This window comes from Selenomonas sp. oral taxon 137 str. F0430 (assembly GCF_000183625.1).
Classification (GTDB): Bacteria; Bacillota; Negativicutes; order Selenomonadales; family Selenomonadaceae; genus Centipeda; species Centipeda artemidis.
In genome coordinates this window covers 25,708-51,381 of sequence record NZ_AENV01000005.1, presented here as the reverse complement: position 1 = coordinate 51,381, position 25,674 = coordinate 25,708, and the positions used below count along the sequence as shown (strand labels likewise).

20 protein-coding genes and 1 riboswitch are annotated in these 25,674 nt (G+C 57.2%); of the genes, 11 read left to right on the top strand and 9 right to left on the bottom strand.

Translation table 11 applies throughout. From position 1 onward, the window contains the following. Positions 1 to 68 precede the first annotated feature (68 nt). Both HMPREF9162_RS01600 and HMPREF9162_RS01595 read right to left on the bottom strand, forming a co-directional pair. On the bottom strand, positions 69 to 2,654 hold the full coding sequence (locus HMPREF9162_RS01600; RefSeq protein WP_009752652.1) for an autotransporter outer membrane beta-barrel domain-containing protein: 2,586 nt from the start codon (positions 2,652 to 2,654) through the stop codon (positions 69 to 71). 199 nt (positions 2,655 to 2,853) lie between these two features. Continuing rightward, positions 2,854 to 3,030: riboswitch (cobalamin riboswitch) on the bottom strand. 187 nt (positions 3,031 to 3,217) lie between these two features. Next, positions 3,218 to 4,507 (bottom strand): O-acetylhomoserine aminocarboxypropyltransferase/cysteine synthase family protein, encoded by a 1,290-nt coding sequence (locus HMPREF9162_RS01595; protein WP_009752727.1) that lies wholly within the window; start codon positions 4,505 to 4,507, stop codon positions 3,218 to 3,220. A gap of 233 nt (positions 4,508 to 4,740) precedes the next feature. Here HMPREF9162_RS01595 and HMPREF9162_RS12855 point away from each other — a divergent pair, with 233 nt between their 5' ends. Both HMPREF9162_RS12855 and HMPREF9162_RS01590 read left to right on the top strand, forming a co-directional pair. Next, positions 4,741 to 4,872 carry a hypothetical protein gene (locus tag HMPREF9162_RS12855; RefSeq protein ID WP_009657764.1) on the top strand — a complete coding sequence of 44 codons (132 nt, stop codon included), beginning with the start codon at positions 4,741 to 4,743 and terminating at the stop codon, positions 4,870 to 4,872. Between the two features lie 143 nt (positions 4,873 to 5,015). Further along, complete coding sequence (locus HMPREF9162_RS01590; protein WP_009438237.1) at positions 5,016 to 5,456, top strand: DNA starvation/stationary phase protection protein; 441 nt, start codon at positions 5,016 to 5,018, stop codon at positions 5,454 to 5,456. A gap of 174 nt (positions 5,457 to 5,630) precedes the next feature. Here the strand turns inward: HMPREF9162_RS01590 and HMPREF9162_RS01585 are convergent, their stop codons facing one another. From HMPREF9162_RS01585 to HMPREF9162_RS01575, 3 genes are all read right to left on the bottom strand, one after another. Further along, positions 5,631 to 6,290: a hypothetical protein gene (locus tag HMPREF9162_RS01585; protein WP_009438231.1), complete on the bottom strand. Its 660-nt coding sequence runs from the start codon at positions 6,288 to 6,290 to the stop codon at positions 5,631 to 5,633. Between the two features lie 189 nt (positions 6,291 to 6,479). Then, positions 6,480 to 7,115, bottom strand: coding sequence for a hypothetical protein (locus HMPREF9162_RS01580; RefSeq protein WP_009752611.1), 636 nt, complete (start codon positions 7,113 to 7,115; stop codon positions 6,480 to 6,482). A 731-nt stretch (positions 7,116 to 7,846) separates the two neighbouring features. Continuing rightward, positions 7,847 to 8,728 carry a YitT family protein gene (locus tag HMPREF9162_RS01575; protein WP_009438223.1) on the bottom strand — a complete coding sequence of 294 codons (882 nt, stop codon included), beginning with the start codon at positions 8,726 to 8,728 and terminating at the stop codon, positions 7,847 to 7,849. Between the two features lie 175 nt (positions 8,729 to 8,903). Here HMPREF9162_RS01575 and pfkB point away from each other — a divergent pair, with 175 nt between their 5' ends. Then, positions 8,904 to 9,815: a 1-phosphofructokinase gene (gene pfkB, locus HMPREF9162_RS01570; protein WP_009752698.1), complete on the top strand. Its 912-nt coding sequence runs from the start codon at positions 8,904 to 8,906 to the stop codon at positions 9,813 to 9,815. Between the two features lie 569 nt (positions 9,816 to 10,384). Then, positions 10,385 to 12,289: a fructose-specific PTS transporter subunit EIIC gene (locus tag HMPREF9162_RS01565; protein ID WP_009752656.1), complete on the top strand. Its 1,905-nt coding sequence runs from the start codon at positions 10,385 to 10,387 to the stop codon at positions 12,287 to 12,289. A 76-nt stretch (positions 12,290 to 12,365) separates the two neighbouring features. Here the strand turns inward: HMPREF9162_RS01565 and HMPREF9162_RS01560 are convergent, their stop codons facing one another. After that, positions 12,366 to 13,802, bottom strand: a complete 1,437-nt coding sequence (locus HMPREF9162_RS01560) for a sodium:alanine symporter family protein (RefSeq protein ID WP_009752554.1) — start codon at positions 13,800 to 13,802, stop codon at positions 12,366 to 12,368. Between the two features lie 201 nt (positions 13,803 to 14,003). On the opposite strand from HMPREF9162_RS01560, the gene HMPREF9162_RS01555 reads away from it, so the two are divergent. After that, the gene (locus tag HMPREF9162_RS01555) at positions 14,004 to 14,633 is read left to right on the top strand and encodes an NAD(P)-dependent oxidoreductase (protein ID WP_037350067.1); all 630 of its coding nucleotides are present in this window, start codon (positions 14,004 to 14,006) and stop codon (positions 14,631 to 14,633) included. 100 nt (positions 14,634 to 14,733) lie between these two features. Here HMPREF9162_RS01555 and HMPREF9162_RS12900 read toward each other — a convergent pair whose 3' ends face one another. Further along, positions 14,734 to 15,777: a CatB-related O-acetyltransferase gene (locus HMPREF9162_RS12900; protein WP_009752695.1), complete on the bottom strand. Its 1,044-nt coding sequence runs from the start codon at positions 15,775 to 15,777 to the stop codon at positions 14,734 to 14,736. Positions 15,778 to 15,953: 176 nt separating this feature from the next. On the opposite strand from HMPREF9162_RS12900, the gene HMPREF9162_RS01545 reads away from it, so the two are divergent. Beyond that, positions 15,954 to 17,045 carry a D-serine ammonia-lyase gene (locus HMPREF9162_RS01545; protein WP_009752760.1) on the top strand — a complete coding sequence of 364 codons (1,092 nt, stop codon included), beginning with the start codon at positions 15,954 to 15,956 and terminating at the stop codon, positions 17,043 to 17,045. A gap of 242 nt (positions 17,046 to 17,287) precedes the next feature. Then, entirely contained in the window at positions 17,288 to 18,952 is a 1,665-nt protein-coding gene (locus HMPREF9162_RS01540; RefSeq protein ID WP_009438290.1) for a methyl-accepting chemotaxis protein, read from the top strand. A gap of 80 nt (positions 18,953 to 19,032) precedes the next feature. Here the strand turns inward: HMPREF9162_RS01540 and HMPREF9162_RS01535 are convergent, their stop codons facing one another. Next, positions 19,033 to 20,439: an MATE family efflux transporter gene (locus HMPREF9162_RS01535; RefSeq protein ID WP_009752516.1), complete on the bottom strand. Its 1,407-nt coding sequence runs from the start codon at positions 20,437 to 20,439 to the stop codon at positions 19,033 to 19,035. A 64-nt stretch (positions 20,440 to 20,503) separates the two neighbouring features. Here HMPREF9162_RS01535 and HMPREF9162_RS01530 point away from each other — a divergent pair, with 64 nt between their 5' ends. From HMPREF9162_RS01530 to HMPREF9162_RS01515, 4 genes are all read left to right on the top strand, one after another. After that, on the top strand, positions 20,504 to 21,280 hold the full coding sequence (locus HMPREF9162_RS01530; protein WP_139057068.1) for a substrate-binding domain-containing protein: 777 nt from the start codon (positions 20,504 to 20,506) through the stop codon (positions 21,278 to 21,280). Positions 21,281 to 21,372: 92 nt separating this feature from the next. Continuing rightward, positions 21,373 to 21,804 carry an EamA family transporter gene (locus HMPREF9162_RS01525; protein ID WP_009752594.1) on the top strand — a complete coding sequence of 144 codons (432 nt, stop codon included), beginning with the start codon at positions 21,373 to 21,375 and terminating at the stop codon, positions 21,802 to 21,804. A 198-nt stretch (positions 21,805 to 22,002) separates the two neighbouring features. Then, positions 22,003 to 22,737: a PepSY domain-containing protein gene (locus tag HMPREF9162_RS01520; RefSeq protein WP_009752560.1), complete on the top strand. Its 735-nt coding sequence runs from the start codon at positions 22,003 to 22,005 to the stop codon at positions 22,735 to 22,737. Between the two features lie 127 nt (positions 22,738 to 22,864). After that, on the top strand, positions 22,865 to 23,443 hold the full coding sequence (locus HMPREF9162_RS01515) for a phosphatase PAP2 family protein (RefSeq protein ID WP_009438257.1): 579 nt from the start codon (positions 22,865 to 22,867) through the stop codon (positions 23,441 to 23,443). A gap of 89 nt (positions 23,444 to 23,532) precedes the next feature. Here the strand turns inward: HMPREF9162_RS01515 and HMPREF9162_RS01510 are convergent, their stop codons facing one another. Further along, positions 23,533 to 25,509, bottom strand: a complete 1,977-nt coding sequence (locus tag HMPREF9162_RS01510; protein WP_009752677.1) for a methyl-accepting chemotaxis protein — start codon at positions 25,507 to 25,509, stop codon at positions 23,533 to 23,535. Positions 25,510 to 25,674: the final 165 nt, after the last annotated feature.

Sequence of the window (25,674 nt, the reverse complement as noted above, 5' to 3'; positions counted from 1 at the left end):
TAACAGGGCGACAGCACTTTATTCGTGCTGTCGCCCTGTTATTTTTATTGAAGATAGCTAATCCGCGGTTAGAATCCCCAGCGGATGCCGGCATCCACGCGCCAGTCGGTCTTGATATCGCCGCCGAAGGTTTTTTCAAAATCACCGTAGACACTGCACTTATCACTGAGCTTCAGCGTCCCGCCGATCTGTGCGCCGACCCAGGTATCCTTGAACTCCTGCGATGCACGGTTGGTATTGACGCTGTCCGAGAACGTTGTCTTCATGTCCCCGGAGAACTCATGATAGAGCGAGAGCTTTGCGAACACCGTACTGCGTGCCGTCTCCTGCCCGACGCCGATGCCGATGCGGCCGATGAGACTGTTCATCGCGCCCTGCCGGATACTGAGGGCGTTCGCCGCGCCGTTGAGGCTTGCCTTATAGTCGACACCGTTCAGATGTGTGTAGATCAGCTCGGCCTGCGGCTCGATAAAGCTGCCGCCCTTGTACTTGATACGTTTTCCATACTCCGCAGAGAGCGTTTCCGCCCATGTATGGCAGTCGCCGCGCACGATGTCTCCGCTCGTATTATAAACGCTGTATTCCGTGCCGAGTCTGCCGACCTTTGCGATGAGATCAACATAGTCGCCGCTTTTTCCCGTCCACGTGCCATAGATGCCGAGGTTGCCCTCTTTGCTCTTGCCGCTGCCGTTTGCAAATCCAGCGCTGCCCTTCATATAGCTTGCCGCAAGACCGACACGCCACTGCGGAGATACCTGCAGGTCATGACCGACCTGCACCGTATGATAGTTCATATGGAAGTTCGTATTGTCCTTATCGCTGCCGGTCTTGCCGCGGTAAAAACGTACCCATGTCCCCGTCTGCTCCGGCGATAGGCGCAGATCGCCCATGCGCTTCATGAGGTCGTTGGCTTCCGCGCGGAATGCCATTGCAGAAGCTGCCATCGCGGATTTTGCGCTGCTCATGATGAGTGTTTCTTTTGGCCCGTAAGTGATGCGGTTTTCATCCGGAACCGCTGCGCCGAGCATCGCCTGTCCCGTTGCGTCGTCATAGGACAACATGCGCCGTGCCCATGGCGTAATCGCGCCTTCGGCGATCTCCGCCTTGCCCGTGATGTTCTTCTCGCCGCTCTTATATCCTTCGTAGTAGAATTTATGTGCGAGCGATTCGAGCGCTTCTTTATATTTCGATGTGTCGAGCCCGTTGCCGGAGGTGCGCAGAGTGACGCCGCTGCCTGCGGCGGCATTTTTAACGACAAAATCTCCGCCGACAAGCGTCGTGGCATCCGGCGCCGTGCGATCATAGTAGACATTGGTAAATCCATCATAGTGGTTGATCGTGATGGAGCGCGCATCCTTTTGGAAGATCCTGCCCGCATGGTCGGCATCCACACCGCCATGGAGCGAGCGTAGCTTACTGCCGCTGAACCCCGCACGCGTGGGAATCATCGCGCCCCACTCTTCGTTCACCCATTTCGCACCGTTTTGCAGATACAGGTTAAGCCCCGTCGCTTCACGAATTGCCTTCTTGTCCGGCTCGTTTTTCCCTTGCTCTTTGTAATTATCCAGCACAATGCCCGTAAATATGGAGTCGGCGGTCGTCAGTCCCACATTGATCCGCGTCAGCGTATTGCCGAATGTAGTAGCCGTTCCCTCTCTGTCAATGAGCCCAATGTTGCCGTAGATCTCCGTCTTGCGGCTGCCTGCGCCGACGACGTTGCCGTCCTTGTCGAGCTTTACATTCATATTGACAGTTGCTTCCTCGGCATTGATCGCAAAATGGGGAAGATTATGCTCCTTATTGATTTTGATTCTGCCGCCGCCGCCAATCGTTACCGTGGAACGCGTTCCCGCACGGACGCCACTGCCGTCGGATTCGACGTCAACGTCACCCGTCACCGTGATATTGCCGCCCTGTGTATCTCCATCATAATTGAGCATCGCGGAAATACCGCTGACATAGTAGTGGGAGAGGAAGTTCTCGCCATGGCTGCCGAGACTCTGCTGTGTCGGCACCTTGACGCGAATTTTCGCATTTCCGTCAATGTAAACATGACCATGGTTCAGTGTGCCGATGCCGCAGGTCACAGCGGGATCACGGTCGCCGGAGCCGTCCGGCGCTTTCAAAAAATTGCTCGAGATATTAACGTCCACATCGCCGTTCACGCGCACAGTTTTCGCGTCGGAAGAGCCGGAGATGATCCCGTAGGAATCGTCCGCATTTGTATGTGAGGTACGGTCAACATTGACAATGACTTTCTTCGCCGTAATCGTGACGTCATGAAGTCCGTTATAGTAATTGGGATCCGCCTTATAGCCGCGCCCCTTATAACTCTGAATGCCAAGGTTCTCCTTTGAATTGAGCGTAAGCGTCACGCCGGGTGCATTGACATTGACATCTGCGCTATTTCCTGTGATGGATTTCGTATTTATCGTGCTGTCTTTTGTAAATGTGTAGCTCTTTGTTGCGCCATCCCAGACGTTGAATTTTGCAAAATCACTTGAAAATTTATATGCGGGTTTCCCGTCAATTTGTCCCTTAGTGAACGTGGTTCCTGTCTGCTCCTCCGCCGACGCCGTTCCGCACGCACTAACCCCCATCAGCGCCATAAGTACCAGTGCCGTAAGTCTCAGCTCTCTTTTTTCGAATTTCACGTTTTTTCTTCCTCCCGAACAATCAATACTCTGTGAAAAAATGCACATGCATTCTTGTTAATATTCTGCGTTTTCCTCCTCTCCGAACGTATCCCCGGCGAGCGGTACAAAAAAAGCCTCTGCCAAAAGAGGCAGAAGCATATGAATGGAACGGCAATACAGCCGTATATGAATCTCCTCCCTGTCGCTCGCAGGTGGTAACGGTGACCTTGGAACAGGCAGGTCTTCTGACTCCAAATCATCGCGCGGCTGCGTCTTCCCGGAAAATCTCCAGTGACCATATGCAGCCGCACTCCTTGATACAGCGGCGGGACCGTGTCGGATTTGCACCGACTTCCCTATGAATCCTTACGGAACCTGTTCGTCTGTGTAGTTTTGTGAATTTCAGGCGACATTATATCATCATTTTACAATAGAATCAATATATGGGACAATATTTTATTGAAAAAATCATGAATATCATTCACAACCTCAATTTATCATAAGTATAAAAAATTCCCCCTACATTAAATGCAGGGGGATTAAATATTTACTTCACATAATTCAGTGGCGAACCGAATGCCTCACACAGCGTCGAGCGCCGCGCTGACGTCGGCGAGGAGGTCGTCGATGTGCTCGATGCCGACGGAGAGCCGCACGGTGCCGGCGTTGATGCCGGATGCCGCGAGCTCCTCCGCGCTCATCTGCGAGTGCGTCGTGGTCGCGGGGTGGATGACGAGCGACTTCACATCCGCGACGTTCGCGAGGATGGAGAACAGCTCGAGTTTATCGATGAAGCGGTACGCCTCCTCTTGTCCCCCCTTGATGTCAAAGGTAAAGATGGAGATGCCGCCGTGCGGGAAGTACCGCTCGTAGAGGGCATGATCCGGATGCAAGGGCAGCGCGGGGTGGTTGACCTTCGTGACCTTCGGGTGTTTGCTGAGGAAGTCGACGAGCTTCAACGCGTTCTCCGTGTGACGCTCCACGCGCAGGGAGAGCGTCTCGAGGCCGTGGATGAAGTGGAATGCGTGCGTCGGCGAGATGGTCGCGCCCGTGTCGCGCAGAATGAGCGCGCGGAGGTAGACGATGAAGGCGATCGCGCCGAGCGCATCGGCAAAGCTCAGCCCGTGGTAGCTCGCGTTCGGCTCGGTGATGTGCGGGAACCGTCCCGACGCCTTCCAGTCGAACCTGCCGCTGTCGACGATGACGCCGCCGAGCGCCGCGCCGTGTCCGCCGATGAACTTTGTCGCCGAATGCACAACGATATCCGCGCCGTGCTCGATGGGGCGCAGGAGGTACGGCGTCGCGAACGTGTTGTCGATGACGACGGGGATGCCATTCTTATGCGCGATCTCGGCGATCGCCTCGATGTCGACGAGATCGGCGTTCGGATTGCCGACGGTCTCGATGTAGACGCATTTCGTATTCGGACGGATCGCCGCCTCATACGCCGCCGCGCCGCCTTTCGGATCGACAAAGGTGACGTCGATGCCCCACTCCTTGACCGTGTGCTTCAGGAGGTTGAACGAGCCGCCGTAGATGGTCTGCTGGGAGACGATGTGATCGCCCGCATGGGCGAGCCCCTGGATCGTCGCGGTGACCGCCGCCGCGCCCGACGCGAAGGCGAGCGCCGCCGCACCGCCCTCGAGCGCCGCGATGCGTTTTTCGAAGACATCCTGCGTGGGGTTCATGAGCCGCCCGTAGATGTTGCCGGGATCGCGCAGGGCGAACCGATCCGCCGCATGCTGCGCATCGCGGAACACATAGGAGGTCGTCTGATAGATCGGAACAGCGCGCGCGTCCGTGACGGGATCCGGCTGCTCCTGGCCGGCGCGGACTTGGAGCGTTTCGAAACGGTACTTCTTGTCACTCATGAGGGGGTACCCCTTTCCTTGTCAGAGCTTAATTTCATACTTAATAGATATGTTATATTATACTCCTGCAATATACTGTTGTCAATATGAAAAACAGAGGTGCCGCAGGCTTTATGTATGCGGGGTTTATATCGCCGTCTGGGCATCCACCTTGCGAAAAAAGCAGGGCTTAAAAATCGCTGCAGCGGACGCCCGGGCGGCACGCAAGGCGCATGGGAAGCAAACCGTAAATTATGGCAAAAGGAATCTTTGCAGTGCGGATTTCGAGCAAGATACAGCACAGTAAACCGACGATTTACCCCATCCGGCAGTGTTCCCCCGCCGCAGCATCCATTCATCAGAGACTTGGGGCGTACCTCGCATAGCGGCGAAGTAAAAATCATTCTCTATTTAATAATTACTATTGACAAATAGTAGATAGACGGGTATAATGACACATGTAACGAGATAGAAAACAGATATGAATGTATCTGCATATATTCTATTATTGAGAAAAGGAGATTTTATTATGAACAAGGAACTTACGAAATCCGTCAATGCTTATATCGCCAACATCGGCGTCGGCTACATCAAGCTGCACAACCTCCACTGGAACGTGGTCGGCTCGCAGTTCAAAGCAGTACACGAATACCTCGAGTCGCTCTACGATTCATTCGCAGACGTCCTCGACGAGGCCGCCGAGATTCTGAAGATGTGCGGCGAGCAGCCGGTTGCAAGCCTCAAGGGCTACCTCGAGCGTGCAAGTATCAGCGAGCTGCCGGATGGAAAAGTCGATCAGAAGAAGGCGCTCGAGATCACGCTTGCCGACCTCGAGACGCTCCGTGACCAGGCTGCCGCAGTGCGTGCCCTCGCGGACAAGGACGATGTGTTCGGCGTCGCGAACCTCATGGAGGATCACATCGCGAACTACGCAAAGCAGATCTGGTTCCTCCGCTCGATGCTTGCGTAAATCAACATAGTTCATGGGTAAAATTGCATAGAAAAGAGACCTGCTGCACGTATGTGCTGCAGGTCTCTTTTTGTATGCAAGGGACTTCCGGTCTTGATAATATAAATAACTTAAAGCATACGTCAGCCGTCCTTTTCCAATCCACTGTATCCTTTCGGTTTTATTCCTTCCTTGTCACTCGGTTGTCCAAACATTAACGTCTTCCAACGCTTCCCGCACACGCTCCCGGAGCCCCGACACATCCTCCGGATAGTCAAATTCCACCGCCCATATCACGGGAGCCTTGACGATATAGAGAATATCCGTATGCATCTTTATCCCATTCATCATATCCGTGACCGTGTAAAGCCGGCTCCCGTCGCCGACTGTGGGAAAATCGACACGCCGGGGCATCGTTTTGCCGGCATCCCGCGAAGCCTTCTCCAGCCGCGTGTCAATGTACTCCGTTTCCGCACCGCGCATAACACGATTGTAGAACTCTTCCTTCATCTCTGTGCAGGAAATAAAGAGACGTAAGGGATCTTTACGCCCCGTGGTGAGGAAGGTCGTCACGCGTTCCATTGCGTCACGGTTGTATGCGGGGACGGGGACATCTTTCTTTTCTACAGGCTCAAAGAGGAGCGATGAGACAAAGCCGACCGCATAGTTCCCCGCATCGACGCGTATAATCTGTCCTGTAGGATTGCCCGGGTTGATTTTTCCAATGATTTTTCCGCTTTCTTTTTCGACAAGCACCCCATCCCCGCGATCGACTGCGATCAGCGGTGCGGCAAATGCAGCGGATGTACTCATAAGAACTGCAAAGAAGATCGTGAGGAAATGAATGTGCCGCACAATAGCCCCTCCTAAACGTCCATCATATATTTATTGATTTATTTATTATATTTTATTCCTTTTTATATTTATTTATTCGAATTTATTTTTATCGACTTAATCCCGGACATTACAGCCCTCAAAATCCCCAAATATAGGATATGGAAAATGGATTCCCGCCCACTGTTTTATAAGGAATCGCCGATTGATTTAATACGGGTACCTGCCGCTGCGTGCAGCTTCGCGCAGATCCCTGACGCGCTCCTTGAGCCGAACCTCGGCAAGTGCGGCGTGCATGGCGTCGCGGGCGAGCTCATGCGCCCTGCCGCGCACGGCATATTCGTCGCGGAACGTACGCGTGATGCGGCGATCGACGAGCTCATCTTTTTGGCGGTCATAAACGAGGAGCCGCACGCTTGCGCGGCTGACGAGGTAATCATCCGCGGAGAAATCCCACCCGTGATAGATTTCTTCGTCGTAATATGTGAGGATAGGGAGCACGGCGAGATCGGCATCCGTGACGTCCGCGACCATACGAACGATCGCGGGATAATCAGGGGTATCCCTCGTCGTGCGTTTCATCTCCACAGCGGCATTGTAGGCGGCGAACAAATCGTGCTCGTCCACGTCCTGCACCCACCCCATGAGTCCGCCAAACGGCATGTGCAGAGCATCGGCGACCATGTCGTCAAGCATATCGATCGTATCTTGATCGAGATCCCACGCATTTTCCGTGACGAGGGAGAGACGCGCGACCTGCGGCACGGACGCCGCGGCAACCGGGGCGGTCAAAAGGAGAGAGAGGAGCACGCATAGGATAATGATGCGATAGAGACGGCAGTTCATGGGAGGGCTCCTTTCATGCTGTAAGTTTATGGCGGCATGACGTATCGGCAAGGTCGCAGCTCAGGCTATCTTTCTTGCGGCGTCGCAAACGAGGCGGATATGTTTTCTCCGGTTCGTGGGCATATTCTTGTCGCTGCGCAAACGGCGTACGCGCTTTAGACGAAATACCAAGGTACTGCGCCGCACCGCCCGGCGGTCGATCATGCGCCGGGCAGTACCGCGGCGCGGTGACATTGCATCTAAAAGAAATGAACGGAGCACGCCGTCCCTATGGGGTAAAAGCTCCGCGACGGCGAATACCCCCTCACCTTGCGATAGAGACCGGCGTATGCGGGAGGGCGTCAGCTGCGTCGTAAGAAGCAGCTGCGATCCAAGCCGCCTTTGTAGGGGCACGCATAAGTTGTGAGTTTTCCCACGATGTAATGACGACGCTATGCGCCGAGATCGTACTCCAAATCGAAACGTAAGTGACGCGGAAGTTTCGATGCATAACGAGGAATGAGGAGAGCACGAGGGCAGGCGTAGTAAAAAGCTGCGTCAACCGAAGTGCTCGACGATATGACAAAGTTAGGCGCGAAAATCCCGCCTTATTTATCGTAAAGTAAGTGACGTGCAAGCTTGGATGCAGAACAAGGAACGAGAAAAATACAAGGGAAGGCGTAGACAAAGCCTACGTCGACCGCCGTATTTTTCGCAGTGACACAGTTATGCGCCAAGATCGCACGTCACGCCTAGTGGATGGCTTTCTTCTTGAACCGCCCCCCTACGATGTCGTGAACCGCATTAATCGTGACAAATGCCTTCTCGTCCTTATCCAGCACGATTTCCTTGAGTTTATCGAGCTCCAGACGCGTGACGACGCAGTAGAGGACTTCCTTCGCCTCGCCCGTGTAACCGCCCGTGCCGTGCAGGAGGGTGACGCCGCGCCCGAGGCGTTCGTTGAGGGCGGCGGTCATCTCCTCGTGCTCGTTCGTGACGATCATGACGGCGTAGGACTCGTCGAGCCCCTTGAGCACGACGTCAATCATCTTTGCAATGACGAAGTATGCAAATAGCGAGTACATAGCTTTATCCCAACCATACAACAGCCCTGCAGAACTCAGGATAAAGAGGTTGATGAACATGACGACCTCGCCGACGGAGAACTGCGTCCGCGCATCGAGGATGATGGCGACGATCTCCGTGCCGTCGAACGAGCCGCCCGTACGCATGACGATGCCGACCCCGAGCCCCGTCACGACGCCCCCGAAGATCGCGGCGAGGAACGGGTCGCTCGTCACCGGCGGGACGGAATGCAGAACGCCCGTCCACACGGAGAGCATGACGATGGCAAAGATCGTCGAGAGCGCAAAACTCTTGCCGATTTGCTTGTACCCCATGTAGATGAACGGGATATTGTAGATGACGAGGAACGTGCCGAGCGTCATGCCCGTGATGGTGTGCGACATGATCGAAAGTCCCACGACGCCGCCGTCGATGACGTTGTTCGGAATGAGGAACAGCTCGAGCCCCGCCGCGGTGATGAGCGCGCCGATGATGAGCATCAGCATTTTTTTCACATAAAAGAGCATGCCGTGCTTCGGCTTGCGGGCGTGCGTATTTTGTGCAGTCATAAATCCTCCCGGATAATTTATTTTCCCGCTTATATTATAGAGGAAAGAAAAACTTCAGGCAAGACCGCGAAGATGAAAATGGTTTTCTTGACTTTGCCCCTGCCCCGATATATCATAGCTGTATAAGGGGAATGTTAATTTTATCACGAAACCATCGTATGGGAGGGGATAATATATGATCTACACCGTCACGTTCAACCCGTCGATCGACTACATCGTACGGCTGGAACGATTCGCGCCGGGGGAAATCAACCGCGTGAACTACGAGCAGATCCTGCCGGGAGGCAAGGGGATCAATGTCTCCATCGTGCTGAAAAATCTCGGGCACGAGAGTACGGCGCTCGGCTTTACCGCAGGATTCACCGGGACGGCGATGCGGCAGATGCTCGCCTCGTTCGGTGTTGCGGAGGATTTCGTTCCGCTGGATGAGGGCTTTTCCCGCATCAATGTGAAGATCAAGGCGGAGGAGGAAAGTGAAATCAACGGGCAGGGTCCTGTCATTACAGCGGATGCACAGCGTGCATTATTTGACAGGCTTGATCGCCTCAAAAGCGGCGATACGCTCGTCCTCGCCGGCTCGATCCCGAACACACTGCCGGACGATATGTACGAGCGCATCATGGAGCATCTATCGGGGCGCGGCATCCGCATCGTCGTGGACGCGACGAAGAACCTCCTGCGCCGCGTGCTGAAGTACCGTCCCTTCCTCATCAAGCCGAACAATCACGAACTCGGCGAGATGTTCGGCGTCGTTCTCAAAACGGACGACGAGATCGTCGCGCACGCAAAAAAGCTCCAAGAAGAGGGCGCGGAGAACGTGCTCATCTCGATGGCGGGCGACGGCGCAATCCTCCTCACGCGCGAGGGCGTGTTCTACCGCTCCGCCGCGCCGAAAGGGACGCTCGTCAACTCCGTCGGCGCGGGCGACTCGATGGTCGCAGGCTTCCTCGCGGGCTTCATGGAGTCGGACGGCGACTATGCGCGTGCGTTCTACATGGGCGTTGCGACAGGCTCCGCGTCGGCGTTCTCGGAAAACCTCGCGACGCGGGATGAGGCGTTGGAGCTGCTGAAAACGATCACCGTGTGATAAAAAGTTCTGTTCCGTCGCCGCTTGGCATTTGCCTTGCGAAAAAAGCAGGGCTTAAAAATCGCTGCGGCAAACGCCGCGCGGCACGCATTAGGCGGTACGTTTTTTGCGCCCACGATGATGGGGGCGCATAGCTTCACGGCAGTTTGTATCATGCGGCGAAGGGCGTCCGATCGCCGCCGCGGAGCATTTACCCCGCAAGGGGCGGCGCGGCATGTATTCCCGCCGGGTTTTGACATGTGAGACCGACGCTTTGCAGCCTCGCCGCGCAGCGGCGTAAGGGCTGTGCGTCGGAATCGGCTTTATGACGCACGCGGTCTGCCGCGTCGTTTGCGCAGCGGCAAGACGGATGCCCTAAGCCGCCATAAAAATATTGAAATACAGACCGATGAGAAAATCTCGTGATTCTTAAACGACTAACCCGGTGTGAGGCAGAAGTTTGGATGCAGCGCAAGGAATGAGAAAAACACAAGCGCCGGCGTAGAAAAGCTGCTACAAGCGAAGTGCTTTTCGATATGACATAGCGATACGCCAAAATCCTGCCTCACAGTCTCAAAGGAGGTTTCATTTTGACTATTAACGATCTGCTCAAACCCGAGAGCATCGCCCTCGGCATCACGCCGCCCGCCTCAAAGGAGGCGGCCATCCGCCTGCTCGCGGACTACATGGAAAAAGGCGGCAATCTGAGCGATAAAGACCAATACATCAAAGACGTGCTCGCGCGCGAGGAGAGCGGCACAACGGGGCTCGGCGACGGCATCGCGACCCCCCACGCCAAGAGTGCGGGCGTGCGCGCTGCGGGACTTGCCGCGATGACCGTCCCGGACGGCATGGACTTTGCCGCGATGGACGGCAATCCGAGCCGCCTGTTCTTCATGATCGCGGCGCCCGATGCGGCGAACGATGAGCATCTTGCGATCCTCTCGAAGCTCGCGACGATGATCATGGATCCGGACTTCAAAGAAGCGCTCATCAATGCAAAGACGGTTGAAGAGTTCCGCAAACTCGTCGACGATAAGGAGAACGACCGGTTCGTCGCGCCTTCTGCCACAGAGGAGCCCGCAGCCGCCGCCCCCAAAGCCGACCACATCCAGATCCTCGCCGTCACTGCCTGCCCGACGGGGATCGCGCATACCTTTATGGCGGCGGAGAGCATCGAACAGCACGCGAAAAAGCGCGGACTCACCGTCAAGGTCGAGACAAACGGGTCGGCAGGCGTGAAGAACGTCCTCACGGACGCGGAGATTGCCGCCGCCGACGGCATCATCGTCGCGGCGGACAAGCAGGTCGCCATGTCCCGTTTCAACGGGCGGCGCGTCGTCATCACGAAGGTCGCGGACGGCATCAACAAGGCCGACGAGCTCATCGACCGTGCGCTCTCCGGGAACGCTCCCGTCTATCACGCCTCCGGCGCAGACGAGACCGAGGGTGCAGACAATGCGGAGGATGAAAGCCTCGCGCGCCAGATCTACAAACACCTCATGAACGGCGTCTCGCACATGCTCCCCTTCGTCGTCGGCGGCGGTATTCTCATCGCGCTCGCCTTCCTCTTCGACGATTACAACAGCGCCAACCCCGCCAATTTTGGATCGAACACGCCGCTTGCGAAGTTCTTTAAGGACGTCGGCGGCGCGTCGTTCGGCTTTATGCTCCCCGTCCTCGCAGGATTCATCGGCATGTCGATCGCCGACCGCCCGGGACTTGCCGTCGGATTCGTCGGCGGTGCGCTCGCAGGATCGACGGGCACCGGTTTCCTCGGCGCCCTGCTCGCGGGCTTTGTCAGCGGCTACACGGTCAACTTCCTCAAGAAAGTCTTTGCATCGCTACCCGCCTCGCTCGACGGCATCAAGCCCATCCTGCTCTATCCGTTCTTCGGCATCCTCATCATGGGGTTCATCTCGCTCTTCATCATCGCCCCGCCGGTCTCCGCGATCAATCAGTGGCTGATTGCGACCCTCGGCGGCATGGATCCCTCGGCGCGCGTCTTGATGGGCGCTGTGGTCGGCGGCATGATGGCGATCGATATGGGCGGCCCCATCAACAAGGCGGCGTACGTCACCGGCACGGGGCTCCTCGCCTCGGGCGAATTCCACGTCATGGCGGCGGTCATGGCGGGCGGCATGGTGCCCCCGCTTGCGATCGCACTCTGCACGACGTTCTTCAAAAACCGCTTTACCGAAAGCCAACGAAAGGCGGGTCTCACGAACTATGTCATGGGACTCTCGTTCATCACGGAGGGCGCGATCCCGTTTGCCGCCGCCGATCCCGTGCGCGTCATTCCCTCCATGGTCGTCGGTTCGGCACTGGCGGGTGCGCTCACCATGGTCTTTGACTGCACACTGCGCGCCCCGCACGGCGGCATCTTCGTCGTGCCGACCATCGGCAACCCGCTGATGTACCTCCTCAGCATCGCCGTCGGCTCCGTTGTGGGCGCACTTCTCCTCGCCCTGCTCAAAAAGAAAATTGATGCGTAAAAACCGTTTCGAAAGATAATATAAAAACGACCATGACACCGCATGTGCGTCATGGTCGTTTTGTATTGAAAGTTTTTCAGTGTTTCTCCGCGTGGAACTCTTCGCCGCTCCACGCCTCGATGCCGCGGCGATCGGGGAGAACGGCGGGGTCGAAGACGGGATTTTTCCCGGCAGCTTTTTGCGCGCGATAGTCCCGAAGAGCGGCGTATGCATAGGGGGCAAGCCGCAGGACGGCATAGAGATTCGTCAGGCAGATCATCGCCATGAAGAGGTCGGCGAGGTTCCACACGAGCCCGAGCGCCGCGATGCAGCCGAAGAACACCATTGCGACAACGGCGAGCCGATAGAGGAAGAGCGCCGTTTTCGTGTTTTTCCCAAAGAAATGGATGTTGATTTCGCCGTAGTAATAATTGCCCACGACGGAACTAAATGCAAAGAGGAAGATGAGCACGGCGAGCAGCGCCGATGCGCCGCCGCCAAAGACGCTCGCGAGCGAGTCCTGCGCGAGCGCGATGCCCGTCACGCTGTCGTCGCCGATGCGGTACTGCCCTGTGAGCAGGACGATGAATGCGGTCGCCGAGCATACGAGCCATGTGTCCACATAGACGCCGAATGCCTGCACGAGCCCCTGCTTGACGGGATGCGTGACGTTTGCCGTCGCCGCCGCGTTCGGGATCGAGCCCTCGCCCGCCTCGTTGGAGAAGAGTCCGCGGCGGATGCCCGTCAGGATGACCGTGCCGATGCCGCCGCCGACCGCCGCCTGCGGGCTGAACGCGTCGTGCAGGATGAGCGCGAACATGCCCGGCACGGCATCAATATGCATGACGACGATCACGAGTGCGATGAGGAGGTAAAGCCCCGCCATAAACGGCACAAGCAGCGTCGTAAAGCTCGCGATGCGGTGAATCCCGCCGAAGATGAACGCTGCTGAGAGCGCCGCAAGAATGCCGCCCATGACCCATGTGTCGATGCCGAACGCCTTCTCCATCGAGAGCGCAATCGTATTCGCCTGCACGGAGACATAGATGAGACCGAACGTCACGGAGATCAGCACGGCAAACAGCTTTGCAACAGCCGGCTGTCCGAGCGCATTTTGAATGTAATATGCCGGCCCCCCGTGAAAGAGCCCATGCCCGCGCGGGATTTTATAAATCTGCGCGAGTGTGCTCTCGACGAATCCCGTCGCCGTCCCAATGAAGGCGATGACCCACATCCAAAAGACAGCGCCGGGTCCGCCCGTCACGATCGCGATCGCTACGCCCGCGATGTTGCCGACGCCGACGCGCGAGGCGGTGCTGACGCAAAACGCCTGAAACGATGAGATCGCCTTGCGTCCGCTCGGGCGGCGCCCCAGATCGCCCGCGAGCAGGCGCACCATCTCCGGCAGCGCGCGCAGCTGCACCACGCCCGTCGAGAGTGTGAACCACAGCCCCGATCCTACGAGCACAACGATGATGATATACGTCCATAGAAAGTTGTTGACCGCATCCACGGCGGCATTCAGCATGTCCATCGAGTCACCCTTTCTCATACAATAGCATTCATCTTAATAGAAAGGGGCGTATTTTGTCAAATTGCATTTCTGTATTCTTTTGTGCACATGGAAATTATTTTTATTGTATCTATTGACGTTCTATATCGTGTGCGCTATACTCCATTTTGTAGTCGAGATGATTTCAAAAATCATATACGTTTTGAGATGGGGGTACATCATATGAAAATTGCAGTTATTGCATCGAACGGCAAGGCATCGCAGCTGATCATCAAAGAGCTGCTCTCGCGCGGGCATGAGGTCACGGGATTTGCGCGCAGCGCGAACCGGAGCGCGGTGAAGAACTTTGTGCAGAAGGATATTTTGGCGCTGACGAAGGAGGATCTCGCGGGATTTGACGCCGTGGTGGACGGATTTGGCGCGTACGAGCCCGACGTTTTGCCGCTGCACACAAAGACGAGTCAGCATCTCGCCGATCTCGTCGCGGGGACGAATACGCGGCTCTACATCGTCGGCGGAGCGGGCTCACTCTATGTCGATGCGGCGCACAAGACGCAGCTCCTCGATACGCCCGACTTCCCGGCAGAGTTTTATCCGCTCGCAAAGGCGCAGACCGAGGAACTCGCGGCGCTGCGTTCCCGCAAGGATGCGCACTGGGTCTTCGTCAGCCCCGCGGCGGACTTCCGAGAGGACGGCGCGCGTACGGGGAAATATAAACTGGGCGGCGAGGAGCTGACGCTGAGCAACGCGGGCGAGAGCGTCATCAGCTACGCGGACTACGCCGTCGGCATGGCGGATCTCATCGAGAAAAACGATCTCTCGCAGATTCGCGTCTCCCTTGTTCAGGCGTAATATATAGAAAAGTTCTAGGGCTGCTGCACAAGCTTGTGCGGCAGCCCTTTTCCTTTGCAGCGTATCAATTTTATAATGCAATCTGATGCCCTCGCGGTATCTACACCTGCGGGAAGAGCAGTTCACGCGGATCGAGTCCGTAGCGCACGACAAGCCCGGCATTTGCCGCCGCATCGACGGCAGCGGAGCAGCTGCCCTCACGCGTCGTGATATAGATGTCTGCGGCCTCCAGCACGGCGGGGGAGAACTGCGATCCGCCCCCGGTCGTATGCATATAAAGATGCGGCGCCGCATCGCCGAGCTCATCAAGGCGTGCCTGCACCGCCGCAAAAAATTGGGGATGCCCGTCCCCCTCCGGCACGGCGATCATGAGAAGGACGGGATCCGCCGCGGTATAGGCGGAGAGATACGTTCCGATGAGACGCGGCCAAACGGCGTGCTGCTCGGGCGCATCGAAATCCGGGATAAAATAATAGCGCAGAATCCCCTCTTTCCCTTTGACAAGCATCGACGCGACGGTCTCATCCGGCGGTGTTTTTTGATCTACGCCCGGATCAAAGCGATCGAGGAAGCCCTTCATATCGTGATTGAAGAGAGGAATGTATTCCTTTACCTTTTCGTGCGGCCAATGCCACCACCGGATGCGCAGGAGACGTGCGATCGTCTCCTCGTCAAACCGATAGCGGATCACCCGCGCCGGATTACCGCCGACGATTGCATAGGGCGGGACGTCCTTCGTCACAACCGCTCCCGCCCCGACGACGGCACCGCTCCCGATGCGCACGCCGCCGAGGAGCAGCGCGTCCGAGCCGACCCATACGTCGCTGCCGATGATCAACTGATTGCGATTAACCGCCGCGGAGCCGGGATTGATATTCGTAAGTTCCGCCGCATCATCGCCCGTGAGCATATGCTCCGGGAACATCGTCAGGCATCGATAATCGTGGTTGCCCGCAATGGAAAATTTCAGGCGATGCGCAAGCGCCGTATAGCGCCCGATGAGGATGTGGCAGTCCATGCTCGCGGCGTCAAGCGTTCCGCCCACAAGATACGACATTGCACCGAACGTAACCAGCGGTGTTTTCGAGTTGGGGGAAAGGATTTTGCACTCGTTGGGCGCGAAATCCATTAACGTCAAATCCATGTGCATCGCCTTCCTTATAGTTGCTGATATCCGCATCATATCATAAATCAAATGTCCCCGCCATATTGTGCGGAGATTCATTCGCTCCCGCGTGAAAAATATGCTATAATCGCCGTATCGAATCGCCATATTTTACCGCCGTCCGCGGCGGAATATAGATCTTGGAGGTATATGTGATGAACTGTGAAGAATATCTCGCGCGCGCCCCGTCGATCCGCCCCATTGCGCGGCAGGAGGAAGCCGTCTGGATCAATCCGCGTCTCGTCCCGTACGACGTGACGAAGGGCGTCTCGGAGCTTGTCGTCTCGGACGCGGACATCGCGGACGCCGCCGCCCGACTCAAGCGATTCGCCGCGTTCTTTCGCCGCGCGTTCCCGGAGACGGCGGAAACGAACGGCATCATCGAGTCGCCGCTGCGCCCTCTGCCGCATTTGCAGAAGAAACTTGCGGAGACATACGGCGCCAAGATCCCCGGCAAACTTTACCTCAAGATGGACAGCCACCTCGCCGTCGCGGGATCGATCAAGGCGCGCGGCGGCATTTACGAGGTGCTCAAGCATGCAGAAACGCTCGCGATTGATGCAGGACTTATCACCCCGGACAACGACTACGGCAAATTCGCCGAGATGAAGGAGTTCTTTTCAAAATACATGGTGCAGGTCGGCTCGACGGGCAACCTCGCGCTCTCGATCGGCATCGTGAGCGCCGCCCTCGGCTTCCGTGTCCGTGTGCACATGTCCGCCGATGCGAAGCAGTGGAAGAAAGACCTCCTGCGCGCGAAGGGCGTCGAGGTCATCGAGTACGACGACGACTTCGCCCGCGCTGTGCTCGAGGGACGCCGCACATCGGAAGCCGATTCCATGAGCTATTTCGTGGACGACGAGCGATCGCGCGACCTCTTCATGGGATATACAGTCGCGGGGGCACGTCTCCAAAAGCAGCTCGAGGAAATGAATATCCCCGTCGATGCCGATCATCCGCTCATCGTCTACATCCCCGCGGGCATCGGCGGCTCGCCGGGCGGCGTCTCCTATGGACTCCGCCGCATCTACGGCGACGATGTCCACGCGTTCTTTGTCGAGCCGTCGAGCTGCGCCGCATTTGTCGGGCCTCTGAACCTCCTTCGCCTGCCGGACGCCGCGGCATACTGCAAGGCGCACGACCTCACCCCCGCGCGCCTTGCAAACGCGGCGCAGATTGCATGGGCGACGGGCGGCGGCTTCGTCCCCGAAGAGATGTGGACGGAGTACCTCGCGACGTATCAGTGAGAGAAACCATATACAACGCATATACAAATCAAGGCGTTCTGATCGGCACAATGCATTGCCAATCAGAATGCCTTGTTTTTATATTTTTTGATCGTAAGTGTCCCCGACGACACCACTCGCATACGCTTCAACTTGAATTTTATGTTTTACTGTGCTATTATCACAAAAGTATAATAGGAATCGGGCGCATGTTTTGCCCCGGCATAATAGCTTCACGTTATGCAAGAAAGGTTCTGAAAGCAATGTCTATCCGCGTCAAACTTCTCTCCATTCTCATCACGCTCTTCGTCTTCATCGTTGCGCTCGTGGGATTCAACTTCCACACGTTCGATGAGCTCAAGGGCGACTCGCCGATGGTGAACGCCTCCGGCTCGCTGCGCATGAAGGCGTATCAGCTCTCGTGGCTCTCCGCGCGTCTTGTCTCGGCGGACGGCGCGGACGCCGATACGATCCGAAAAAATATTGAGGAATTTATCGCCCAGTACGACAAGATCCTCAAGGGGCTCGACGCGGGTGATCCTGCGCTGAACCTCACGAAAACGGACGACCCCGCCGCACGCGCGCAGCTCGATGCGGTAAAACCGCGCTGGGAGGCCTACCGCGCGCAGATCACCGCCGTGATGACCGCCGACAGCCCCGAGGCGCGCGCAGCGGCGGACGCCAAAGTCGCCGCCTCCGTCGCGGACTACGTTGCCGAGGTCAATAAGCTCGTCGGGGCGTACGACGCCGCAAGTCAGGAAAAGATCGCCGCCTCCAAGACCGTACAGGAGATCGTCATCCTGCTCGCCCTCATCATCGTGGGCGGCGCATTCTTCGTCATATTCACGCAGATTCTGCGCCCGCTCGCCATGCTGACGCACTCTTTTGCGGATATCGCAGAGGGGGACGGCGATCTCACACAGCGGATGCACGCCGAGCGCGACGATGAGATCGGGCAGATCGTGCAGTATTTCAACAAATTTGTCGCGAATTTACAGACCATCATGCGCGGCGCACAGGACGCCGCCGAGCAGGTCTCCGCACTCTCGACGAACCTCTCGCAGGCGAGCAGCGAAAGCAGCCGTGCCGTCGAACATGTCGCGCACATCATTACGGATGTCGCGGGCGACGCGAACGCACAGAATGCAGACATGCAGGGGCTTGCCGACCGGGTCACTGCGATTGCGGGCAACATGACGCAGATGCTCGACTATGCGCAGCATTCGTCCGAACTCTCGGTCGAATCGAAGGAGAACGCGGAAGCGGGACGTACAAACGTCAGCAATGTCTCGGCGCAGACGGATCGCCTGCGCGGCATCGTTGACGAGATGAACGAAAATGTCCGGACGCTCACCCAATACGCCGAGGACATCAACCAGATCGTCGACATCATCAAGGAACTCTCCGGGCAGACCAACCTCCTCGCCCTCAACGCCGCCATCGAGGCCGCACGCGCGGGAGAGTCGGGACGCGGCTTTGCCGTCGTCGCCGAAGAGGTGCGCAAACTTGCCGAGAACTCCGGCAATGCCGCCGATGAGGTGACGAAAAAAATCGCCGACATCCGCGGTCAGGTCACGCAGACACGCACGGCAAACGACACGCTCGTGCGCGAGCTTGATGAGATCATCGCCGTCGTGAAAGGGCTCACGGGCGCTCTTGACACCATCTTGGAGAGCTCGCGCGCCAGTGCCGACGCCGTTGCCGAGATCAGTGCGCTCAGCCGCTCGACTTCGTCCGATACAAAGGACATGGAGACAACGACACAGGGCGTTGCAAAGAGCGCCACGCATATCGCGAGTCTCTCCGAGGACTCCGCCGCCGCCATCGAGCAGCAAACCGCTTCCATCGAAGAGTTCACCGCCACCGCCGAAAACCTCGCGCAGCTCGCAGCGAACCTTGAGGGGCTCGTCGGCAAGTTCAAGGTATGATATTGCAATCCCCGACACATAGAAAAGAGCGCAGGCAGCAATGCCCGCGCTCTTTTTTTATGGCGGAACAGGTTCCCGTCTCAGAGCTCTTTGGTCAGCCAAATGCCTTTGCCGATGCGGTACTCTGTCAAGAGCATCTTGAGCACCTCGTCGATCAGGAGCGCGCCCCATATCCCATAGAGCCCCATCCCGAGGGGAAAAGCTAAAACATATGCGATGCAGGAACGCAGAATCGCGCTGACAAAGAGCGAATACTGCGCGATGAAGCGGTTGTCCCCCGCCCCGCGCAGCGTCCCCGCGAGCACCTGCGCCTGCGTCTGCGGCACGATGAGAACGGCGACAATGGCGATGATGCCTGCGCCGAGCGCGGCGGCATCCGCGTCTGCAATCATTGCGGAAAAAATTGTCCCGCGCAGCAGCAGGAGCGCGGCGGCGACGACGAGAGAGACGATAAGCCCCGACTTTTGCGCCGCTTTCATATAGAGACGCGCGAGGTCGCGGCGTTTCTCCCCGAGCTTTCGCCCGGCAAAGGACGCGCTTGCCGTGCTCATTCCTAGCCCGAAATAATGGTAGAGATCCCACAGGATGATGCAGTAGTGGTGCGTCCCGACGGCGACCGTGCCGAGCTCGGCGATCAGGCGGGCAAAGACAAGCAGCCCCATGCGCTCGAAGATCTGCTCCAAAAAGGAATTCGTGCCGACCGCCAGCACCGGAGTCAGGGTTTTCCGCTCGAAGGCAAATGTCCCCTGCCCGCGCAGATCGACACCCTCTTGCCGGTATCGGAGCACTGCATAGAGGAGGACGAGGAAGATCACCGCTTCCCCGATGATCGTTGCAATCGCCGCGCCCTTGATCTCCATCCGCGGGAAGCCGAACGCGCCGAAGATCAGCACATAGTTCAGGCAGACGTTGACGAGGTTCCCCGCAACGCTCGCCTGCAGGATGATCTTCGTTTGCCCGATGCCGATCTGCACGGCGGTGAGGATCGCCGACATCGCCTTGAAAAACAGCGCACCGATCAGATATGTGAAGTAGACGAGCGCATAGCCGATATATTCGTCGTTCGCGCCCATGAGCCGCAGAATCTCTTCGCGGTATGTATAGCCAAGGCTCGCCAGCACGGCGTAGACGAGAACGGTCAGCGCCAGCGACTGCTTGATGCAGCTGTTCAGCGAGCGGTAGTCGCGCGCGCCCTTTCTGCGTGCAGTGACCGCCGTGACCCCCGTGCCGAGCGCCTTTCCGAACATCTGCATGAGCATCTTCGGCTGACTGACGATCCCGATCGCCGCCGCCTGCGCGATGCCGAGGCTCCCGACCATGACGAGATCCGCGAGCAGGATGAGGTTGAGAAAGATGCCCTCGAGCGCCGTCGGCCATGCCACACGCCAGTAATCGCGGTACAGCGCCTTTGCCGGCGGGATATTGCCCTGTTTTTCCCCTGCATCCAAATGGCGTTCGAGTGCAAAGAATCGTTCGATCGGATTCATGTCCCGCTCCTTATACTTCCCTGCGGCAGTCTTACTCACAGGGCGAAAGAGGAACCGTCACCGTATGCCCTGCGGCAGTCCGGCAGAATTCCACGTTCATCCGGTACACATCGCGGAACATGCGCTCCGTGAGGATGTCCTCGACAGCGCCCTCTGCGTACAGCTTCTTTTCGTGCAGGACGACGACCTTATCCGCGGCGGATGCGAGCAGGGACGCTGGCACATCAACTCAATCGAGACGTTTGACGACCGGCTGGCGATCGGCAATGTGAATTCCGCGCTCGGTAATTTCCTGCTGCCGGTCTACGTCGATTTTATGCGCGCCTATCCCCGGATCTCGGTACATGCCGCGATCGGGCATTTGTCGGATATTTTGCAGCAGCTCGCGGACGGTCTGATCGACGTTGCGATCAGCTATCGCCTCCCAAAAAGCAGTCGGATACGCAGCTGGGTCTGCGTCGACGAGGACTTCGTCTTTGTGGTCGGGCGTAAGGATCCCCTGGCGGAATATGAGAGCATTCATGTCAAAGGGCTCACGATCACGAACTTGATCATGCAGGATTGGGGCGGGGCATTTTCCGAGTGGTTCCACAGCATCATTCCGGCCAATCGGTTTTCCGGCTGCTATATGAGCAGCACGCCCGCGCTGATGGCGCTGGTCAAAGAAGGCCTCGGCACGGCGATTGTCACACGATCCACGGCGCAGGCATTTCTCACGGAGGGCTCGGTGCGCGAGATCCCCCTCATCGGCGACCCGCAGCCGCCGCGCTGGCGCACCTATATGTCGATCGCCGCCAAACAGCTGCACCGGCCGGCAATCAAAAATGGATCGGCGTTATGAGGAACAACGGAATGCTTTTGGATGCGTGCATTTGACGATGAACCGTGCTATACTCACACCATGGGGATCAAGCAACAAAAGGGGGATGCACCATGAGCTCGTGGCTTTTCTATGCGCTACTCTCGGCACTGTGCGCGGCATTCGTCTCCATCTTTGGCAAGATGGGCGTTGCGGGGCTTGATACAAGCGCCGCAACGGCGGTGCGCTCCGTCATCATGTCGGTCTTTCTCGTAGGCGTTGTACTCGCAGAGGGACATGCCGCCGAGCTGCCGACGGTCTTTGCCGATAAAAAGGCGCTTCTCTTCGTCGCGCTCAGCGGCATTGCGGGCGCACTCTCGTGGCTCTTTTACTTTCTCGCGCTCAAGGACGGCGACGTCACACAAGTCGCCCCCATCGATAAACTCAGCGTCGTCTTTGCCGTCCTCATCGCCCTGATATTTTTCGGCGAACACGTCAGCCTCATGCACGGCATCGCCATCGCCCTGATCGCGGCAGGCGGACTCATGCTTGCTGTTTTTCCGTGAGACTTTGCACTGAACATACATACCGCACCGCATCGGTGCGTTTTTTTGTGCAAAAACAGCCCGCGGCAAATAATTTAGACATTCTTTTTCCTTTGTTTACGAATTGTTTATACCTCTCTCCTATACTATGTCTATCGACAGGGCGAGAACATCCCGCCCGACCGGAACAAAGTCATTATCATATAGGAGGAATACATCATGGAAATGGAAAACATCAAAAATGCAGCATCGGGTATCGTCACGAAGTCGCGTCTGAAGAAACTGGGCGCGCTCCTCGTGCTCGCGGCAGTCGTCACCGGCGGCGCATCGTACTACATGCATGAGCAAAAGATCGCGCATCGCACCGCCGCCGCAGCCGCACGGAGCGCGATGATCACCGCACAGGCAGAGCGCGAGAACGTCAGCCTCATCTCCGAGGCAGAGGCGCGCTCGATCGCCGCAACGGCAATCGGAAAGGACGAGAGCGCGCTGACCTTCCGCCGCGTGGAGCTCGGCAACGCCGCCGACCGTGATGAGAAGCGCGACAAGCACGACAAGCGCGATCAACACGACAAGGACAAAAAGCACGAAAAGGGAGAAAAACACAAAGAACGGCGTGACCGCGGCGACGTCACCACCGAAGATTACTTCCGCCTCGTAGAGGCGCAGCGCGATCGCGGCATCGCCGCACAGGCGGCAAACGCCCCCGCTCCGCAGCCGGCAGGAGCTCCCGCAGAGCCGCCGCAGACCACCCCTGCGGATGCCGCACAGCCGCCCGTCGGCGTCCCTGCACCGATGCACGGCGCCGCACCCGCCCCGCATATGGCCATGCCCGACGCGCGCCCCGCTTTCCTGCCCGTCTATAACGTCACCTGCACCGACGGCACGGTGAAGTACAAAGTCCGCATCGACGCCGCAACCGGCAATGTGCTCTCGAGCCGCGTTGACGACTAATCCCTCGGATACCGAAAATTAAAGAGCAACGCCGCGATCCCGCAGGCGACCGTCAGGCGCACTGCGGGTATCGTTTTGGGCAAAAAAGTTACATTTCATATGATTAGAATCGAGGGAAGCTTCACATATGGACATGATTCTTGGGGCGGATACGGCGGCAATCTTTTGGATACAGAACCACCTCGTACACCCGTGGCTCACCCCGTGGATGATCGGCGCCTCGTCGCTCGGCGATCTGCACGGACTCGGCATCATTTGGTGCCTCCTCGCAGGAGTGCTCATCTACACCCGTAAATACCGCCGCGTCGGCATCGCCGTCATCCTCGCACTGCTCTTTTGCCTCGTCGTCGGCGATCTCGCGCTGAAAAACCTCATCATGCGCGCGCGCCCCTGCGTCACATATCCACTCGTTACCGTGCTCGCGGACGGCGGTCCAACGAATTACTCCTTCCCGTCGGGGCATACCTTCGGCGCATTTGCAATGGCGTCGGCGCTTGCCTGCGGCGTGCGGCGCAGCATCGGCACGGTATTCCTTGCGCTCGCTGCGCTCATCGGGTTCTCACGGATGTATCTCTTCGTCCATTACCCGACCGACGTCATCGCCGGCGCCGCGCTCGGCATCTTCTTCGGTGTCGCCGCGTGGCGGCTTGCCGAGCGCATCCTGCGGAACTTCCCGCCCACGCTGATCTGCCGGTGTAAAAAGTAAATACGATCGACCGCATACAAAAAAGACCGCTCGATGGGGAGCGGTCTTTTTATCGTAACACAACGATGTGCTAAGGTCGCGCGTCGCTGCTAAAACTTAAATTTATTCGTGATATTTTGCAGATCCGTCGCTAGTGTCGCCAGACTCTGCGATGCGCTTGCGATCTCCTGGCTCGAAGCGGACTGCGACTCGGACGAGGAGGAAATGCTCTGCATATGATCTGCCGTTATTTTGCTGATCTCATTGATGTCGTCGACGGCGTGAACGATGTCCTCGGCACCCGTCGATATGGTCTGCATGGCGTTGTTGATCTGTGCCATTTGTCCGTTGATCGTATCGACCATCTTCATGATGCTTTCAAACTGCGCACCGACGTCATGAATCGCAGCTGTGCCTACCTGTACTTCCGATGTGCCGCTCTGCATCGCAGCGACGGCTTCGGCGGTATCGCGCTGGACGCCGGCGATGCGCTCTTTGATCTGCTCGGAGGCTTCACGGGACTGTTCAGCAAGCTTTCTTACTTCCTCTGCGACGACTGCAAAGCCGCGTCCGGTCTCTCCCGCGCGTGCCGCTTCGATGGCTGCATTGAGTGCAAGAAGGTTGGTCTGATCGGCGATACCGGAGATCGTGTCAACAATCTCGCCGATCTGCTTGGAGCTTTCGCCGAGTTTCTCGACGACTTCGGCTGAATGCAGAACGCTCTGCTCGATGCCCGCCATCTTCGCCATGGCCTCGTTCATAAGAGCTTCGCCCTTTTGCGCTGCGTCTGCAGTCGCAGCGGAGCCGGCGGCAACCTGTTTCGCATCGTCGGTCATACGGCGAATATCGCCGGATACGGTTTCGACACCGGCCTTTGCTCCGGAGACGTTCGTAAGCTGCCGTTGTGTACCGCTCGCGACCTCGACAACGGTGGAGGCAACATTTGTTGCGGATTCGGCCATCTGATGCGCGCCCGCGGTGAGCTCTTCGCTCGCCGCCGCGAGTTGCTCGGCGGTTCCGGCAACTTGCTTGATGAGACCGTTGATATTTTTCATCATAGTATTAAAGTTCGATGCAAGCCGACCGAGTTCATCCTTGGAGGTAACGGGGAGATCCGGGAGGTTCAGTTTCCCCTCTGCCAATGCACTGACATGGTGCATGAGGCGATCGGTCGCCCCCGTGATGGTAGACGCAAAGCGCAGAAGCACGAAAATAATGATGCCGACAAGCACGATACCGATGATGCTCATCACGGCGTAGGTCAGTTTGAGGCTGTTCAACTCGGCAAAAGCAATGGATTCCGGTACGGAAACGACGACGATCCAACCGTTTACAGGGACGGTGGCATAGGCGATAATCTGCTCCTCACCGTTCTCTTCCATTGTAAAGTAATCGGCTTTCTTTTGCAGCATCTCAGGAAAACGCGCTTTCAGAACCTCATTTTGGTCGAAGCGCTGCATTTCCTGCCCTTCGGAGGAGGCGAGGATGATACCGCTCGGATCGACGATCTCGGCCTGTCCCTGCCCGTGATATTTGAGATTCTTGATATGTTCGGCGAGCGGAGCAAGCGAAATGTCGACGCAGACAACACCCGCGACCGTATTATTTTTATCATTGTATGGAGCGATTGCCGAGACAAGGATCTTTTTGGTATTGAGGTCTTCATATGCCTTGGTAAATCCCTGTTTTCCAATTGCCTTGGCTTCGTTGTACCACGGGCGTTCGTGTGGATTGACCTGTCCCGTGGCATCGCCCGTCGTCCAGCGGATGTACCTGCCGCTTTCCGCACCGTGAATGATGTTAAGCACATCCTTATCGTCTGCGCCGAGACTAAGCATGCTTTGGTCAAACTGCTCAGGTCTGCCCGCATATTCGGTGAGGAGGTTTGCCGTGGCTTGAGCGATACGCCCTTTTTCGTTCAGCCAGCCGTTCAGCATTTCGCTCTCGACGGTCAACGTCGCCTTGATCTCGCCGGAGATGCTATTTTCGAGCGCGCTTTTCGCCTTGAAATAACCGATGCCACAAATCGCAACGACAAGTACCGCCATGAGAATTCCCGTCAGCAGAAGTTTTTGTTTGATCCCCACAATATATTCCTTCCTTCAAAAAATATGGAATCACTCTATCAGAGTCCCCCGACTCTATCGCGTTCCTTTTTTATTCTATATAATTCTCGCGGGTTAATCAAGCCCTTATGCATATTTAGAGAAAATTTACCGAGATATCTGTGAGAAAATGATTCGAAGCCATCG

Coding starts and splice junctions, on each gene's coding strand:
- HMPREF9162_RS01520 (WP_009752560.1), top strand. CDS start 22,003: ATGGAAATGGAAAACATCAAAAATGCAGCATCGGGTATCGTCACGAAG.
- HMPREF9162_RS01575 (WP_009438223.1), bottom strand. CDS start 8,728: ATGACTGCACAAAATACGCACGCCCGCAAGCCGAAGCACGGCATGCTC.
- HMPREF9162_RS01595 (WP_009752727.1), bottom strand. CDS start 4,507: ATGAGTGACAAGAAGTACCGTTTCGAAACGCTCCAAGTCCGCGCCGGC.
- HMPREF9162_RS01555 (WP_037350067.1), top strand. CDS start 14,004: ATGAAAATTGCAGTTATTGCATCGAACGGCAAGGCATCGCAGCTGATC.
- HMPREF9162_RS01535 (WP_009752516.1), bottom strand. CDS start 20,439: ATGAATCCGATCGAACGATTCTTTGCACTCGAACGCCATTTGGATGCA.
- HMPREF9162_RS01545 (WP_009752760.1), top strand. CDS start 15,954: ATGAACTGTGAAGAATATCTCGCGCGCGCCCCGTCGATCCGCCCCATT.
- HMPREF9162_RS01515 (WP_009438257.1), top strand. CDS start 22,865: ATGGACATGATTCTTGGGGCGGATACGGCGGCAATCTTTTGGATACAG.
- HMPREF9162_RS01560 (WP_009752554.1), bottom strand. CDS start 13,802: ATGGACATGCTGAATGCCGCCGTGGATGCGGTCAACAACTTTCTATGG.
- HMPREF9162_RS12900 (WP_009752695.1), bottom strand. CDS start 15,777: ATGGATTTGACGTTAATGGATTTCGCGCCCAACGAGTGCAAAATCCTT.
- HMPREF9162_RS12855 (WP_009657764.1), top strand. CDS start 4,741: ATGGCAAAAGGAATCTTTGCAGTGCGGATTTCGAGCAAGATACAGCAC.
- HMPREF9162_RS01525 (WP_009752594.1), top strand. CDS start 21,373: ATGAGCTCGTGGCTTTTCTATGCGCTACTCTCGGCACTGTGCGCGGCA.
- HMPREF9162_RS01590 (WP_009438237.1), top strand. CDS start 5,016: ATGAACAAGGAACTTACGAAATCCGTCAATGCTTATATCGCCAACATC.
- HMPREF9162_RS01540 (WP_009438290.1), top strand. CDS start 17,288: ATGTCTATCCGCGTCAAACTTCTCTCCATTCTCATCACGCTCTTCGTC.
- pfkB (WP_009752698.1), top strand. CDS start 8,904: ATGATCTACACCGTCACGTTCAACCCGTCGATCGACTACATCGTACGG.
- HMPREF9162_RS01530 (WP_139057068.1), top strand. CDS start 20,504: ATGCCCTGCGGCAGTCCGGCAGAATTCCACGTTCATCCGGTACACATC.
- HMPREF9162_RS01580 (WP_009752611.1), bottom strand. CDS start 7,115: ATGAACTGCCGTCTCTATCGCATCATTATCCTATGCGTGCTCCTCTCT.